At 54.8% G+C, this 14,649-nt stretch carries 14 protein-coding genes and 1 pseudogene; 7 read left to right on the top strand and 8 right to left on the bottom strand.

Annotated elements, in window-relative coordinates; translation table 11 throughout:
• Positions 1–116: 116 nt before the first annotated feature.
• Entirely contained in the window at positions 117–332 is a 216-nt protein-coding gene (gene rpsU / locus ACLJRS_RS10090) for a 30S ribosomal protein S21 (protein WP_001144069.1), read from the bottom strand.
• Positions 333–559: 227 nt separating this feature from the next.
• Here rpsU and tsaD point away from each other — a divergent pair, with 227 nt between their 5' ends.
• Together tsaD and ACLJRS_RS10080 are read left to right on the top strand one after the other, a co-directional pair.
• Positions 560–1,573, top strand: coding sequence for a tRNA (adenosine(37)-N6)-threonylcarbamoyltransferase complex transferase subunit TsaD (gene tsaD / locus ACLJRS_RS10085; protein ID WP_001264391.1), 1,014 nt, complete (start codon positions 560–562; stop codon positions 1,571–1,573).
• A 23-nt stretch (positions 1,574–1,596) separates the two neighbouring features.
• Positions 1,597–1,740 carry a hypothetical protein gene (locus ACLJRS_RS10080; RefSeq protein WP_157782687.1) on the top strand — a complete coding sequence of 48 codons (144 nt, stop codon included), beginning with the start codon at positions 1,597–1,599 and terminating at the stop codon, positions 1,738–1,740.
• On the opposite strand, the pseudogene ACLJRS_RS10075 reads toward ACLJRS_RS10080, so the two are convergent.
• Both ACLJRS_RS10075 and plsY read right to left on the bottom strand, forming a co-directional pair.
• Positions 1,696–1,839 (bottom strand): annotated as a pseudogene (locus tag ACLJRS_RS10075) (fumarate hydratase); the annotation flags it as partial. The gene ACLJRS_RS10080 and the pseudogene ACLJRS_RS10075 sit on opposite strands and share 45 nt — an antisense overlap.
• Positions 1,823–2,434 (bottom strand): glycerol-3-phosphate 1-O-acyltransferase PlsY, encoded by a 612-nt coding sequence (gene plsY, locus ACLJRS_RS10070; protein ID WP_001272784.1) that lies wholly within the window; start codon positions 2,432–2,434, stop codon positions 1,823–1,825. The pseudogene ACLJRS_RS10075 and the gene plsY, both read right to left, overlap by 17 nt.
• Before the next feature lie 106 nt (positions 2,435–2,540).
• On the opposite strand from plsY, the gene folB reads away from it, so the two are divergent.
• Both folB and bacA read left to right on the top strand, forming a co-directional pair.
• Positions 2,541–2,900, top strand: a complete 360-nt coding sequence (gene folB / locus ACLJRS_RS10065; protein WP_000355776.1) for a bifunctional dihydroneopterin aldolase/7,8-dihydroneopterin epimerase — start codon at positions 2,541–2,543, stop codon at positions 2,898–2,900.
• A gap of 97 nt (positions 2,901–2,997) precedes the next feature.
• Positions 2,998–3,819: an undecaprenyl-diphosphate phosphatase gene (gene bacA / locus ACLJRS_RS10060; protein WP_001281933.1), complete on the top strand. Its 822-nt coding sequence runs from the start codon at positions 2,998–3,000 to the stop codon at positions 3,817–3,819.
• Between the two features lie 104 nt (positions 3,820–3,923).
• Here bacA and ACLJRS_RS10055 read toward each other — a convergent pair whose 3' ends face one another.
• Together ACLJRS_RS10055 and ACLJRS_RS10050 are read right to left on the bottom strand one after the other, a co-directional pair.
• On the bottom strand, positions 3,924–5,165 hold the full coding sequence (locus tag ACLJRS_RS10055) for a multifunctional CCA addition/repair protein (RefSeq protein WP_000708447.1): 1,242 nt from the start codon (positions 5,163–5,165) through the stop codon (positions 3,924–3,926).
• Positions 5,166–5,227: 62 nt separating this feature from the next.
• Positions 5,228–5,842 (bottom strand): TIGR04211 family SH3 domain-containing protein, encoded by a 615-nt coding sequence (locus ACLJRS_RS10050; RefSeq protein ID WP_001125344.1) that lies wholly within the window; start codon positions 5,840–5,842, stop codon positions 5,228–5,230.
• Between the two features lie 241 nt (positions 5,843–6,083).
• Here ACLJRS_RS10050 and ACLJRS_RS10045 point away from each other — a divergent pair, with 241 nt between their 5' ends.
• From ACLJRS_RS10045 to hldE, 3 genes are all read left to right on the top strand, one after another.
• Entirely contained in the window at positions 6,084–7,385 is a 1,302-nt protein-coding gene (locus ACLJRS_RS10045; RefSeq protein ID WP_000046224.1) for an inorganic triphosphatase, read from the top strand.
• Positions 7,386–7,502: 117 nt separating this feature from the next.
• Complete coding sequence (glnE, locus tag ACLJRS_RS10040; RefSeq protein ID WP_410957790.1) at positions 7,503–10,346, top strand: bifunctional [glutamate--ammonia ligase]-adenylyl-L-tyrosine phosphorylase/[glutamate--ammonia-ligase] adenylyltransferase; 2,844 nt, start codon at positions 7,503–7,505, stop codon at positions 10,344–10,346.
• A 47-nt stretch (positions 10,347–10,393) separates the two neighbouring features.
• A complete protein-coding gene (gene hldE / locus ACLJRS_RS10035) occupies positions 10,394–11,827 on the top strand; it encodes a bifunctional D-glycero-beta-D-manno-heptose-7-phosphate kinase/D-glycero-beta-D-manno-heptose 1-phosphate adenylyltransferase HldE (protein WP_000867678.1) in 1,434 nt (477 codons plus the stop codon).
• A 159-nt stretch (positions 11,828–11,986) separates the two neighbouring features.
• On the opposite strand, the gene ACLJRS_RS10030 is transcribed toward hldE, so the two are convergent.
• From ACLJRS_RS10030 to ACLJRS_RS10020, 3 genes are all read right to left on the bottom strand, one after another.
• Positions 11,987–12,046: a type I toxin-antitoxin system Ibs family toxin gene (locus ACLJRS_RS10030; protein WP_001804776.1), complete on the bottom strand. Its 60-nt coding sequence runs from the start codon at positions 12,044–12,046 to the stop codon at positions 11,987–11,989.
• 239 nt (positions 12,047–12,285) lie between these two features.
• The gene (locus tag ACLJRS_RS10025) at positions 12,286–13,965 is read right to left on the bottom strand and encodes a flotillin family protein (protein ID WP_000342879.1); all 1,680 of its coding nucleotides are present in this window, start codon (positions 13,963–13,965) and stop codon (positions 12,286–12,288) included.
• 18 nt (positions 13,966–13,983) lie between these two features.
• Positions 13,984–14,604 carry an OB-fold-containig protein gene (locus ACLJRS_RS10020; protein ID WP_000171739.1) on the bottom strand — a complete coding sequence of 207 codons (621 nt, stop codon included), beginning with the start codon at positions 14,602–14,604 and terminating at the stop codon, positions 13,984–13,986.
• Between the last annotated feature and the right edge of the window lie 45 nt (positions 14,605–14,649).

Genomic DNA, 14,649 nt, shown 5'->3' with positions numbered 1-14,649 from the left:
GAATGATTTTGTGTATATGCTAATGCATAAACGAAAACAAGCCGCGCATTCCTTTCGGAAGCACGGCCTTACAACTACAACTCGATCTGAATTGAGAGCAGCCCGCTCTCAAAAGATTAGTACAGACGAGTACGGCGTGCGTTTTCGCGAGCCAGTTTCTTCGCGTGACGTTTCACTGCAGAAGCTTTAGCGCGCTTACGTTCGGTCGTCGGTTTTTCATAGAACTCACGACGACGAACTTCCGCCAGAACACCTGCTTTTTCGCAGGAACGCTTGAAGCGACGCAGAGCTACGTCGAACGGCTCGTTTTCACGTACTTTAATTACCGGCATGTGCCTCTCACCTTTGATTAATTCGGTTTGCCGCTGGCATCAACGCCAGCTTATTTCAAAATGGTGCGGAATTTTACTGCAATTGCTGCTGCTTTGTAAAGCACCGCGGCCTTTTTTGAAAGGGACTTTTATAAGGGGAGGGAGTATACACGAAGTCGGGACTGAGGGTATACATCCACCCGCATTCGACCTACACTGCGCGGTATTAGAGCGAGGTAAAACAAGTCATGCGTGTACTGGGTATTGAAACATCCTGCGATGAAACCGGCATCGCTATTTACGACGACAAAAAGGGTCTGTTAGCCAACCAATTGTATAGTCAGGTGAAATTACATGCTGACTACGGCGGCGTAGTGCCTGAACTGGCTTCCCGCGATCATGTGCGTAAAACCGTGCCGCTGATTCAGGCGGCATTAAAAGAAGCCGGTCTGACGGCGAGCGATATCGACGCGGTGGCCTATACCGCAGGCCCGGGCCTGGTCGGCGCGCTGCTGGTCGGCGCAACCGTCGGGCGTTCACTGGCATTTGCCTGGAATGTGCCGGCCATTCCTGTACACCATATGGAAGGTCATCTGCTGGCGCCAATGCTGGAAGATAACCCTCCGGAGTTCCCGTTTGTGGCGCTGCTGGTCTCCGGCGGACATACGCAGCTCATTAGCGTGACCGGAATCGGTCAGTACGAACTGCTGGGAGAGTCGATTGACGATGCCGCCGGTGAAGCGTTTGATAAAACCGCCAAATTGTTGGGGCTGGATTATCCTGGCGGCCCGATGCTGTCGAAAATGGCGTCGCAGGGGACGGCGGGGCGTTTTGTCTTTCCGCGCCCGATGACCGATCGTCCGGGGCTGGATTTTAGTTTTTCCGGTCTGAAAACCTTTGCCGCTAACACCATTCGTAGTAATGGCGACGACGAACAAACTCGCGCTGATATTGCGCGCGCTTTTGAAGATGCGGTCGTGGATACGCTGATGATCAAGTGCAAGCGCGCGCTGGAAAGCACCGGTTTTAAGCGTCTGGTCATGGCGGGCGGCGTCAGCGCTAACCGCACGCTGCGCGCGAAGCTTGCCGAAATGATGCAAAAACGCCGCGGCGAAGTGTTCTATGCGCGCCCGGAGTTTTGTACTGACAACGGGGCGATGATCGCCTATGCCGGAATGGTGCGGTTTAAGGCGGGCGTTACGGCGGATCTTGGCGTAACGGTACGTCCGCGCTGGCCGCTGGCCGAGCTGCCAGCGGCGTAAAAGCGGAAAAAGGGGGCGACATCATGCCGCCCCAACGGGTTTACAGCAAAACGACGGGCATCCACAACAGCCCGGTGACGATCAGCAGCACCAGGAAGAGCAGGCCGAAAATCGCGCCTAACCACGCCAATGATGGAAGGGTGACGCGCGGCGGATTCGATATGTAAGCCCATTACCGAGCTATTGCCGGTCACCCCTTGTGGGCCGAGCCCCAGACGGTTGAGGCCCTCTTCCAGACGCAGCTCCAGCTCAATCTTTCTGGCGTTTCTTTTTCAGCTTCGTCCAGATTTTCGTCTCCTGACGACGCCACAGACGCTGGATGTTGTCATGATGGCGCAGCAAAATGAGACATGACAGCATCGATACCGGGAAGGTGAACTGCGGTTTAAACCACCAGACGTAAAACGGCGCAATCAAGGCGCTGACAATCGCCCCTAACGATGAATAACCGCTTAACAGGACCGTCAGCAGCCAGGTGCCAGCCATGACGCCGGTTAAATCCCAGCCGATGGGCGCAATGGCGCCAAATGCGGTTGCTACGCCTTTCCCACCTTTAAAGCCAAAAAAGACCGGCCAGATATGCCCCAGACAGGCGGCGATAGCGATAAGCCCCAGCCAGAAAGGGGTAACGCCTAACGCATACGCGCCCCAGACGGGCAACATGCCTTTAAGGATGTCAAAAATAAGTACCGCGACAGCCGCTCCCTTGCCACCGATTCGTAATACGTTCGTCGCGCCCGGGTTGCCGGAGCCGCTTTCTCGCGGATCGGGCAGCCCGGCGATGCGGCAAACCAGAATGGCACTGGAAATTGAGCCGCAGAGGTACGCGAAGAGGATCATTCCAGGCGCGATTGCACTCATAAGCTGTTCCGTATTGAAAGTGTCGTTTTATTTACTATTTCTGTGGATAATACGCACATTTCGCCGGAAGTGGTATCCGGGTTAGCCAAAAAGCAGGCAGGTCGTGATGGATATTGTATTTATAGAGCAACTTTCGGTAATCACCACTATCGGTGTTTACGACTGGGAACAGACTATCGAGCAAAAACTGGTGTTCGATATCGAAATGGCATGGGATAACCGCAAGTCGGCGAAAAGCGATGATGTCGCAGATTGTCTAAGTTATGCGGATATCGCCGACACGGTGATAAATCATGTCGAAGGCGGTCGTTTTGCTCTGGTCGAACGCGTGGCGGAAGAGGTGGCGGATCTGCTGCTTAGCCGATTCAATTCTCCGTGGGTTCGCATCAAACTGAGCAAGCCTGGCGCCGTCGCGCGCGCGGCGAACGTAGGGGTAATTATTGAGCGTGGCAATAATCTGAAATAAAAATAAATAATTTTATATTTTTTAAACCAAACGGTTATATATGGGGTCTTAACGCGAGATCCATTTTTGCAGTGTTTTTCATTTTAGGGGTTTATTGATGAGCGATATGCACTCGCTGCTGATAGCGGCAATTTTGGGTGTGGTCGAAGGATTGACGGAGTTTTTGCCGGTATCCAGCACGGGCCATATGATTATTGTGGGTCATCTGCTGGGGTTTGAAGGCGATACGGCCAAGACATTCGAAGTGGTGATTCAACTTGGATCTATTCTGGCGGTCGTGGTGATGTTCTGGCGGCGGTTGTTTGGTCTCATCGGTATTCACTTTGGCCGCCCGCTACAGCGTGAAGGTGAAAGTAAAGGTCGATTAACGTTGATTCACATCCTGCTGGGCATGATTCCGGCGGTGGTGCTGGGGTTAGTCTTTCATGACACGATCAAGTCGCTATTTAACCCGATTAACGTGATGTACGCGCTGGTGGTAGGCGGTCTGTTGCTGATTGCCGCCGAGTGCCTGAAGCCGAAAGAACCGCGCGCGCCGGGGCTGGATGATATGACGTATCGTCAGGCGTTTATGATTGGTTGTTTCCAGTGTCTGGCGCTGTGGCCGGGCTTCTCGCGTTCCGGAGCGACCATTTCCGGTGGGATGCTGATGGGCGTCAGCCGTTACGCCGCCTCTGAGTTCTCGTTCTTACTGGCTGTGCCGATGATGATGGGCGCAACGGTTCTGGATCTCTACAAAAGTTGGTCATTCCTGACCGCAGCGGATATTCCGATGTTCGCAGTGGGCTTTGTGACGGCGTTTGTGGTGGCGCTGATCGCTATCAAGACCTTCCTGCAACTGATTAAGCGTATCTCGTTTATTCCGTTTGCGATTTACCGCTTTGTGGTGGCGGCTGCCGTTTACGTTGTCTTCTTCTGATGATTGACCGTGCCGGATGGCGGAGTACCGCCTTGTCCGGCCTAACTGTTTTGTCGGTCTGATAAGTGCAGCGCCATCAGGCAATTTATCGTGCCGGATGGCGTTTAGCTGGCGGGGTTCGGGCAGCGCTTCTCTTTCCAGTTGGCGACCGCTGCAATTCGTCGCTTCGTCAGCTCCTCGCGAATCTCAATGCCCTTAAATCCGGCCTCCACCACCTCTTTCGTCGGTACCGCTTGGGCCACCTGCCAGGCTTCGCGCAGCCAGCGCCCCTGCGGGTAATCCGACGCTTCAAATCCGGTACGTCCACGGACATCGGCTTCGCTGGTCAGCGCAATCTGCTCGACGCGCTGCGGTTTACGCCATGCATCAATGGCGTCAAACAGCTTAACGATCGTTTTCGGCTGGAGTATCGGAAAGGTGTGGATCAGATCGTGGTACTCGGCGACCAGTTTAGCTAAATCACGTAGGTCATTGGGGACGCGCAAACGCTGGCATAGCTGTTCGACCAGTTTCACGCCCGCCGGGCCGTGGCCATGATGGCGCGGCCAGAGGTTTTTCGGCGTTAAGCCTTTGCCCAGATCATGACAAAGCGTGGCGAAACGAACATCAAGCTGCGGACTGAGCATGGCGGCCATCGACAGCGTCATCAACGTATGAACTCCGGTATCAATTTCCGGATGCCACTTTGCCGGCGCGGGTACGCCAAACAGCGCGTCGATTTCCGGAAACAGGACGCGCAGGGCGCCGCAGTCGCGCAATACCTGGAAGTAAACCTGCGGATTGCGGGTGGTAAGCGCATTTTCCGTCTCTTTCCATACCCGTTCCGGCGTCAGATGTTCCAGCTCGCCTGCCGCGGTCATTTCGCGCATTAGCGCCAGTGTTTCATCGGCGATACGGAAACTAAGATGAGCGTAACGGGCGGCAAAACGCGCCACGCGCAATACGCGCAAGGGATCTTCGCCAAACGCGGGAGAGACATGTCGCAGTAGACGCGCCTCCAGATCCCGGCGCCCGTGGTAAGGGTCGATAATCTGGCCGTCATCGTCGCGCGCCAGAGCATTAATGGTCAGATCGCGACGCTGGAGATCGGCTTCCAGGGTAACGTCCGGCGCGGCATAACAGGTGAAGCCCGTGTAGCCGGAACCGGATTTACGCTCAGTACGCGCCAGCGCGTATTCTTCGTGAGTTTGCGGATGGAGAAACACAGGAAAATCACGGCCTACCTGCTGGTAGCCCGCATCAAGCATCTCCTGCGGCGTGGCGCCGACAACGACCCAATCTTTATCTTTAACCGGTAGCCCTAACAACGCATCCCGAACCGCACCACCGACCAGATAAATCTTCACGCCACTTTCCTTTTAAAAACGATCATCCTCTAATGATAAGACAGTGCCGCAGAGAAGGCGATTTAGTTCATCCAGCGGTCTTTGCGTTTACGGCTTGGGATCATATGCGGCAGCACCAGCCCTAACAGCAAGCCAATACCCAATACGCCGCCGCCATACATAAACCACTGCATAATAATGGTGCGCTGTTTGTCATCCAGTTGCAGATTCGCGGCGCTAACTTTTTTCTGCGCGACAATCAGCTCGTTTTTCAGCTTCTGGTTCTCTTCTTTTAGCCCGTTGATGACGCTGTCGCTTTGCGCCACTTTCTGCTGCATATCGGCGGTGCGCTGATTCCACGTGGTATCAATATTGTTGAGTTTATCAGTCAACGTTTTGACCTGATTTTCCAGATCCGGCACGCGGGTACGCAGGCTTGGCGTGGTATTCAGTTCTTTTAACGGTATCCAGGCAGTACGACCAGAACTGTCTTTGATTTGACCATAGTTGGCATCGCTCTGTAAGAGCGTGACTTCCTCGCCGGCGTTGACGGTACCCACAAGGCGATAATTATCTCCCGGACCGCTGCGGACCCAGGTATTCAGTTCATCAGAAACGTAACGCGTCTCTTCAGCATGAGAGACGGCGGTGGCGCTAAGCGCAAGTAAAGTTAGTCCAATCAGGCGTAATTTTGGCATCAGGCTGTCGTTATTGTCAGAGAAAGTGGAACGATAGTAACGGCATCAGTGTCGCTACGCAAAGTAGTCGACATCAATCGGAATCATCTGTGTCGCCTTTGCCGCTACGTCAAACTTTTACGCCCGTCAAATTGCTCGTTGCATGGCAATTTGGCGCAAAATACTATCTACTGACAAAAATAATGCGGGTAAGTTCGCCAAGAATCTTCCCAGATGTGACATAACCCATAAGTACAAGGCCATGGCTCAGGAAATCGAATTAAAGTTTATCGTCAATCACGACGCCGTAGATGCGCTGCGAAATCATCTTCATACGCTCGGCGGCGAGCATCATGCGCCCAGCCAGTTGCTGAATATCTACTTCGAAACGCCTGATAACTGGCTACGCCGCCATGATATGGGGCTGCGTATTCGTGGTGAAAATGGGCGCTATGAAATGACCATGAAAATTGCCGGCCGGGTAACGGGCGGGCTGCACCAGCGACCCGAATACAATGTCGCGCTAAGCGAACCCGTGCTGGATCTGACGCAACTTCCGGCGGAGGTCTGGCCGGATGGCAACCTGCCCGCCGGCCTGGCATCAAGCGTACAGCCGCTGTTCAGTACCGATTTTTACCGGGAAAAATGGTGTCTGGACGTTGACGGCAGCAGGATTGAAATTGCGCTCGATCTCGGCGACGTAAAAGCGGGCGAGTTTGCCGAACCGATTTGTGAGCTGGAGCTTGAGTTGCTTCGCGGCGATACGCGCGCCGTGTTAAAACTGGCGAAGCAACTGCTGTCGCAAACCGGTTTGCGTCAGGGCAGTCTGAGTAAGGCGGCGCGAGGTTATCACCTGGCGCAGGGGAATGCGCCGCGAGAGAATACACCAACGGCAATTCTGCGGACTGCCGCGAAAGCCACGGTAGAGCAAGGGCTGGAGGCCTCGCTGGATCTGGCGTTGTCACAGTGGCAGTACCATGAAGAGCTCTGGCTGCGCGGCGACGAGTCGGCGAAAGAACACGTGCTGGATGCTATGGGGTTGGTGCGCCATGCCTTAATGCTCTTTGGTGGCATTGTTCCGCGTAAAGCGAGCGCTCACTTACGTGATCTACTTACCCAGGCGGAAGCGACGATGACATCCGCGGTGTCCGCCGTCACAGCCGTTTATAGTACGCAAACGGCGATGGCGAAACTGGCATTGACGGAATGGCTGGTGACGAAAGCCTGGCAGCCATTTCTGGACGCGAAGGCGCAGGCCAAAATGGCCGATTCTTTTAAGCGTTTCGCCGACATTCATCTTTCTCGTCATGCTGCTGAATTAAAAAAAGTTTTTGGACAACCGCTGGGTGATAAGTATCGCGACCAGTTGCCGCGTTTGACTCGCGATATCGACAGCGTTTTACTGCTGGCCGGGTATTATGATGCGATGGTCGCGCAGGCATGGCTGGAAAACTGGCAGGGATTGCGTCACGCCATTCTTACCGGACAACGTATTGAAATTGAACATTTCCGTAATGAGGCCATTAACCAGCAGCCGTTCTGGTTGCACAGCGGAAAACGATAATCAGAACCGTAGAAAGCGCCTGATGACGCTGCGCTTATCAGGCTTACGGTATGCGGACTTGTAGGCCGGATCAGGCGAAACGCCGCCATCCGGCATTATTTAAAGGATATCCCCTAAATGACGCCGCTCTCTTCACCCTTATCGCAGTACTGGCAGACCGTTGTTGAGCGCCTACCAGAAGGATTTACTGAGACATCGCTTAGCGCGCAGGCGAAGTCAGTACTTACATTTAGCGATTTTGCGCTGGATAGCGTGATAGCGCATCCGGAGTGGCTTGCCGAACTGGAATCCGCATCGCTGCAGGCTGATGAATGGCGACATTATGCTGGCTGGTTACAGGAGGCGTTGGCAGGTGTCTGTGACGACGCCTCGCTGATGCGTGAACTGAGGTTTTTTCGTCGTCGCATCATGGTACGCATCGCCTGGGCGCAGACGCTGTCGCTGGTGGACGATGAGACTATTTTACAACAGTTGAGCCATCTGGCGGAGACGCTCATTGTGGGGGCGCGCGACTGGCTGTATGCCGCCTGTTGCCGCGAATGGGGAACCCCCTGTAACCCGCAGGGCGTTCCGCAGCCGCTGTTGATTTTAGGCATGGGCAAGCTGGGCGGCGGCGAACTGAATTTTTCGTCTGATATCGATCTGATTTTCGCCTGGCCGGAACATGGCGAGACCCGGGGCGGGCGTCGTGAACTCGATAACGCCCAGTTTTTTACGCGTCTCGGGCAGCGGCTGATCAAAGCGCTGGATCAGCCCACAATGGATGGTTTTGTCTATCGGGTGGACATGCGCCTGCGACCGTTTGGCGACAGCGGCCCGCTGGTACTGAGTTTTGCCGCGCTGGAGGATTACTATCAGGAACAAGGACGCGACTGGGAACGCTACGCTATGGTGAAAGCGCGGCTAATGGGCGATAACGACGACGCCTGGTCTCGTGAATTACGCGCCATGCTGCGGCCTTTCGTTTTCCGCCGCTATATCGATTTCAGTGTCATCCAGTCGCTACGTAATATGAAAGGGATGATCGCCCGCGAAGTGCGACGCCGCGGTTTGAAAGACAACATTAAACTTGGCGCGGGCGGTATTCGGGAAATTGAGTTTATCGTGCAGGTATTCCAGCTCATCCGCGGCGGACGCGAGCCGTCGCTACAGTCGCGTTCGTTACTGCCGACGCTGGATGCTATCGCTGCGCTGCATTTGCTGCCTGAGAATGACGTGGCGCAACTGCGCATGGCCTATCTTTTTCTACGTCGTCTGGAGAATCTACTGCAAAGCATCAATGACGAACAGACGCAAACGTTGCCTGCCGACGATCTGAATCGGGCGCGGCTGGCCTGGGGAATGAAGGCGGAGAACTGGCCGCAGCTTGTTGGCGAACTGACGGATCATATGGCTAATGTACGCCGCGTATTCAACGAATTAATTGGCGATGATGAAGCCGATACCCCGCAGGAGGAAGAACGTTCAGAGCCGTGGCGTGAAGTATGGCAGGATGCGCTACAGGAGGATGATTCGACGCCAGTGCTGGCGCATTTAGCCGATGAGGATCGGCGACAGGTTCTGACCCTCATCGCTGACTTCCGTAAGGAACTGGATAAACGCCCTATCGGCCCGCGCGGGCGGCAAGTGCTGGACCAACTGATGCCGCACCTGCTTGCTGACGTCTGTTCCCGCGAAGACGCCGCTGTTACGCTATCGCGGATAACGCCGTTGCTGGCGGGGATTGTCACTCGCACCACCTATCTGGAGCTGCTGAGCGAATTTCCCGGCGCGCTGAAACACCTGATTATGCTATGCGCCGCTTCGCCAATGATAGCGAGCCAACTGGCGCGTTATCCGTTGTTGCTTGATGAACTGCTCGACCCCGGCACGCTTTATCAGCCGACGGCTACCGACGCTTACCGCGACGAATTACGCCAATATTTACTGCGCGTGCCGGAAGAAGACGAAGAGCAACAACTGGAGGCATTACGCCAGTTTAAACAGGCACAGCTTTTGCGGATTGCGGCGGCGGATATTGCCGGTACGCTGCCGGTGATGAAAGTGAGCGATCACCTCACATGGCTGGCGGAGGCGATGATTGATGCTGTGGTGCAGCAGGCGTGGACGCAAATGGTTGCGCGTTATGGTCAGCCAGCGCATCTGGACGAACGCCAGGGGCGGGGGTTTGCGGTTGTCGGTTATGGCAAGTTGGGCGGATGGGAGCTGGGCTACAGTTCCGATCTGGATCTCATCTTCCTGCATGACTGTCCGATGGACGTCATGACCAACGGCGAACGCGAAATCGACGGGCGGCAGTTTTATCTGCGCCTGGCGCAGCGCATTATGCATCTGTTCAGTACGCGCACCTCCTCCGGCATTTTGTATGAGGTGGATGCGCGTCTACGCCCCTCTGGCGCGGCGGGAATGCTGGTGACTTCAGCGGACGCGTTTGCCGATTATCAGCAGCATGAAGCCTGGACCTGGGAACATCAGGCGTTGGTACGCGCTCGCGTGGTATATGGCGACCCGCAGCTTACCTCACAGTTTGATACGGTGCGCCGCACTATCATGACGACGGCGCGCGACGGCAAGACATTGCAGACTGAAGTGCGTGAAATGCGCGAGAAAATGCGGGCGCATCTCGGCAATAAGCATCGTGATCGTTTTGATATTAAAGCTGATGAAGGCGGTATTACGGATATTGAGTTTATCGCGCAATATCTGGTACTGCGCTACGCTCATGAAAAACCTAAATTAACGCGCTGGTCTGATAACGTGCGCATCCTGGAGCTTCTGGCGCAAAACGGCATTATGGATGAACACGAGGCGCAGGCGCTGACGGTAGCCTACACCACACTGCGTGATGAACTGCACCACCTGGCGTTGCAGGAGCTTCCCGGTCATGTGGCGCAGACGTGTTTTAGCAAAGAGCGCGCGCTGGTGCAGGCAAGCTGGCGGAAGTGGCTGGTAGCCGTTTGAATTATGCTATTATCGCGCGCAAATTTTGAATCTCTCAGGAGACAGGAATGAAAGTAAATCTGCCAGCGTTTGAACGTGCAGGCGTCATGGTTGTGGGTGATGTAATGCTGGATCGCTATTGGTATGGCCCCACTTGCCGTATTTCACCGGAAGCGCCGGTGCCCGTGGTTAAGGTAAATACCGTTGAGGAACGTCCGGGCGGCGCGGCGAACGTGGCGATGAACATTGCGTCTCTGGGAGCGAACGCCCGTCTGGTCGGCCTGACGGGTATTGATGACGCCGCGCGCGCGCTGAGCAAAACGCTGGCGGAGGTCAATGTGAAGTGCGACTTCGTTTCTGTGCCGACGCATCCGACGATTACCAAACTGCGCGTGCTATCACGTAATCAGCAGCTCATTCGTCTTGATTTTGAAGAAGGCTTTGAGGGGGTGGACCCGCAGCCGTTGCATGAGCGTATCAACCAGGCGCTGGGATCGATCGGCGCGCTGGTATTGTCCGATTATGCCAAAGGCGCTCTGACCAGCGTGCAGACTATGATTTCCCTGGCGCGCCAGGCGGGCATGCCGGTGCTCATCGATCCGAAAGGAACGGATTTTGAACGTTACCGCGGCGCCACGCTGCTGACGCCAAACCTTTCTGAATTCGAGGCGGTTGCGGGGAAATGTAAAAGCGAAGACGAACTGGTTGAACGCGGCATGAAACTCATTGCCGATTACGACCTTTCCGCGCTGTTGGTCACGCGTTCCGAACAGGGAATGACGCTGCTGCAACCGAATAAAGCGCCGCTACATATGCCGACGCAGGCGCAGGAAGTTTATGATGTTACCGGTGCGGGCGATACGGTGATCGGCGTGCTGGCGGCGACGCTGGCGGCGGGAAATACCCTGGAAGAGGCGTGTTATTTCGCCAATGCGGCGGCGGGCGTAGTGGTAGGTAAACTCGGGACGTCAACGGTTTCCCCTATTGAGCTGGAAAACGCAGTGCGCGGACGCGCGGATACCGGCTTCGGCGTTATGACCGAAGAGGAGTTGAGGCAGGCCGTCGCCAGCGCGCGTAAGCGTGGCGAGAAAGTGGTCATGACCAACGGCGTTTTCGATATTCTGCACGCGGGCCATGTCTCTTATCTGGCGAACGCGCGCAAACTGGGCGACCGCCTGATTGTTGCGGTCAATAGTGACGCCTCGACTAAACGCCTGAAAGGCGAAAGCCGTCCGGTTAATCCGCTCGAACAGCGTATGATCGTGCTGGGCGCGCTGGAGTCAGTCGACTGGGTTGTCTCTTTTGAAGAGGATACGCCGCAACGACTGATTGCCGGTATTCTGCCGGATCTGCTGGTAAAAGGCGGCGACTATAAGCCGGAAGAGATCGCGGGCAGCGAAGAGGTCTGGGCCAACGGCGGCGAAGTCATGGTGCTGAACTTCGAAGATGGTTGTTCCACGACCAATATCATCAAAAAGATCCAGACCGAGAGCGAGAAGTAAAACCGCGTCATCAGGCGTTACAGACGCGGCGGGCGCTGATTTTGAAGGCGCGTCGGACATTTTGTTTCGACGCGTATCTCGCGGTTGACGCTGCTTTTTTTTCGACCTAAAGTAAAGGAATAAGGGTGAGAGGGGATCTCTCCCCCCTCTGATTGGCTGTTAGTAAGCTGCGAAACTTATCAGTAACAGAACAATCAGTATGATGACCTGGTGCATCATAACCCTTTCCTTATTAAAGCCCCTTCCTCGGGAGGGGCTTTCCCGTTTCAGCCCCTTGCTGACATCGCGATTGTTGGTGAGTGGCCTGTCTGGCGCAAGGGCTTTATCCCGCCGATTTTGCGTTACTGGATCGCCCACGCAAAATGGCCTGCTGGTCATAACGCTTTGTACAGACAAGGTGGAAAAAAGATAAAAAAATCCCCGGCCTTATGGCCAGGGACAGGAGATATAGCGGGGAGTTATTGCTCTTTTACCGTTGCTTCGCGATTAATCTCATCCGTTGCCGATGAAACCAACGGCGTGGTCAGCGCCTTTAGCGAGCCGCCAGCGATGCCAATCTCGTTTAACAGCGAATCGATCAGCGGTGCCTGGGTACGATAGGTGAGCGCGGCAGATAACGCTTGTTCCGCCAGGTTTCCCCCGTTAGCGCCGCCAGCGGCGACGTCGCCCGCCGTCGCGCCGCGATTGAGGCCATCGACCTGAATAATCTTAATGCCGTCGATGGATTTCATCGGTTCAACAGACTTCTCAATAACAGCAGGCAACGATTGTAAGAGCGCTAGTTTAAATTTGAGGCTGGTTTGTTCGTCAGATAGTACGTTGATAGCGTCATTCAGCGCCCGTTGCGCTTCGGCTTCCGCCAGACCTTTTTTACGCGTTGCTTCCGCCAGTTCGATGATGGCGGCGGCTTGCAATTCTGCCGCTTCTTTCTCTGCTTTTGCCCGAACGGTCAGTTCGACCGCTTTGGTTTCCGCATCCTGCGCCGCGGCGATCAGAGCGACCTGCTTGGCGCGATCCGCTTCGGCGGTCTGGCGGGTGGTTTCTACGTTTTGCTGGGCGCGAACCGCATCGGCCAGCGCGTCGTTGGCGCGCGCTTCTGCTTGTGATTGCTGCTCGGATTTGGCGGCAATGGCGATAGATTTCGTCTGGTTGGCGATTTCTGTCACCTGTTGCTGTTCGATCTCTTTAATACGTACTTCACGCTCGGCCTCAACTTTCCTGGACCGTACTGCTTGCTCACGTTCGATCTCCGTCTCCTGGATCTGCCGCTCAGCAAGAATGCGCGTCTGTTCTGCTTCACGATGGCGCTCGGCCTCAAAAGCGGCAATTTTAGCGTTTTGTTCGGCGGTGCGGGTTTTAACTTGTTGCTCCTGCTCCAGAGTCATAAAGGCTTCTTGTTGCTCGATTTCCAGCTTGCGCTCAAGCGCGTCGCGGTTCTTTTCGCGCACCGCCACTTCCACATCCTGTTCCACTTCATTACGTTCACGACGGCGGCGTTCGGTTTCCTGCGTCAGTTTCGTCAGACCTTCGGCATCAAAGGCGTTGTTTGGGTTGAAATGCTCTTTGGACGTTTGGTTAAAGTTGGTTAATGAGACGCTTTCCAGTTCCAGGCCGTTTTTCGACAAATCTTCCGCAACGGTGTTTTGTACGCCCTGAACGAAGTTTTCACGCGTATCCTGTAGCTCATGCATCGTCATCTGGGCCGCGGTAGCGCGTAAGGCGTCAACGAATTTATCCTCAACCAGCATACGCAGATCTTCCGGCGACAGCGTTCGCTGGCCAAGCGTTTGTGCGGCGGTGGCAATACCTTCAACAGAGGGTTTTACACGTACGAAGAAAGCGACGACCACGTCAACGCGCATACGATCTTTGGTGATCAGGCTGTCGACGGTAGCACGGCTGACTTCAAGTTTTAGGGTATTCATATTGATCGGAATAATTTCGTGAAAGATTGGCATCACAATAGCGCCGCCGCTCATCACCACTTTTTGCCCGCCAAGCCCGGTACGGACAAACGCCTGTTCCGCAGATGCGCGGCGATAAAGGCGAGCAAAAATGATCCCGATAATTAGTAAGACGATAACCGCCACGATGGCGGTAAACATCCATGATGGCAATATGCCAAAAACATCATCCATTATGTAAGTTCCTCTCAATTAAACATAGAAGGTACGCTCAGCCAAATAACGCGTTGCGGAAAGTCGGCAGACAATCAGCACCTTGTCTCCTTTTTTAAATTCTTTTCCCTTTTCGGGTTCCAGCAGTAAATAGTGAATCTGGCCGAACTTATCGGTAAATTTTCCTTCGCAAGGTGTTCCGGCGACGGCGGCGTGGCCGGTAATAATCGCCATGCCGCCGATAAATTCCTCTTCCCGGAGGGCGGAGCTTTCATCTCTGGGTAGCCAGGGCGCGAGGATTTTTCCGCTGTAATGCACGGCAAAGACCGACAGGACAATGCTTAACGGGACCAGCAGCAGATTGCTGAGCGGCGCCTGCCAGAGCATGATCCCGCCATGCTGGATGAGGATACCGAAGAGGCCGAAATAGCCGGCCAATAGACAGAGGACGACCAGGGCGGGAACGCGTCCAATATTCAGATAATGAAGCGCCTGGCCCGCAGGGCCGGATGACAGGGCGTCATAATGATCGAGATGGGCGTCGAGCGCGCCTGAAAGAAAGTGGCCAAAAATCAGAGAAATCATCTCCAGCACGCCGATAAAGAAAACGAACGCAATGGCAAACAGATAGGGGCTGTTATACTCCGCAAATAAGGTCATATTTTCTATCCTTGTCGCCGCCTTCAGAAGAGTGTTCGCGTGATA

Origin of the sequence: Salmonella sp. SAL00670, assembly GCF_046552235.1 — a bacterium.
In the GTDB taxonomy this organism is placed as follows: domain Bacteria; phylum Pseudomonadota; class Gammaproteobacteria; order Enterobacterales; family Enterobacteriaceae; genus Salmonella; species Salmonella enterica.
Note: the sequence above shows the minus strand (reverse complement) of the source record. Positions and strands in the feature narration are given on the sequence as shown.

Excerpts from the sequence above, each read along its gene's own strand:
- rpsU (WP_001144069.1), bottom strand. The coding sequence starts at position 332 with ATGCCGGTAATTAAAGTACGTGAAAACGAGCCGTTCGACGTAGCTCTG.
- tsaD (WP_001264391.1), top strand. The coding sequence starts at position 560 with ATGCGTGTACTGGGTATTGAAACATCCTGCGATGAAACCGGCATCGCT.
- ACLJRS_RS10080 (WP_157782687.1), top strand. The coding sequence starts at position 1,597 with ATGCCGCCCCAACGGGTTTACAGCAAAACGACGGGCATCCACAACAGC.
- plsY (WP_001272784.1), bottom strand. The coding sequence starts at position 2,434 with ATGAGTGCAATCGCGCCTGGAATGATCCTCTTCGCGTACCTCTGCGGC.
- folB (WP_000355776.1), top strand. The coding sequence starts at position 2,541 with ATGGATATTGTATTTATAGAGCAACTTTCGGTAATCACCACTATCGGT.
- bacA (WP_001281933.1), top strand. The coding sequence starts at position 2,998 with ATGAGCGATATGCACTCGCTGCTGATAGCGGCAATTTTGGGTGTGGTC.
- ACLJRS_RS10050 (WP_001125344.1), bottom strand. The coding sequence starts at position 5,842 with ATGCCAAAATTACGCCTGATTGGACTAACTTTACTTGCGCTTAGCGCC.
- ACLJRS_RS10045 (WP_000046224.1), top strand. The coding sequence starts at position 6,084 with ATGGCTCAGGAAATCGAATTAAAGTTTATCGTCAATCACGACGCCGTA.
- glnE (WP_410957790.1), top strand. The coding sequence starts at position 7,503 with ATGACGCCGCTCTCTTCACCCTTATCGCAGTACTGGCAGACCGTTGTT.
- hldE (WP_000867678.1), top strand. The coding sequence starts at position 10,394 with ATGAAAGTAAATCTGCCAGCGTTTGAACGTGCAGGCGTCATGGTTGTG.
- ACLJRS_RS10025 (WP_000342879.1), bottom strand. The coding sequence starts at position 13,965 with ATGGATGATGTTTTTGGCATATTGCCATCATGGATGTTTACCGCCATC.
- ACLJRS_RS10020 (WP_000171739.1), bottom strand. The coding sequence starts at position 14,604 with ATGACCTTATTTGCGGAGTATAACAGCCCCTATCTGTTTGCCATTGCG.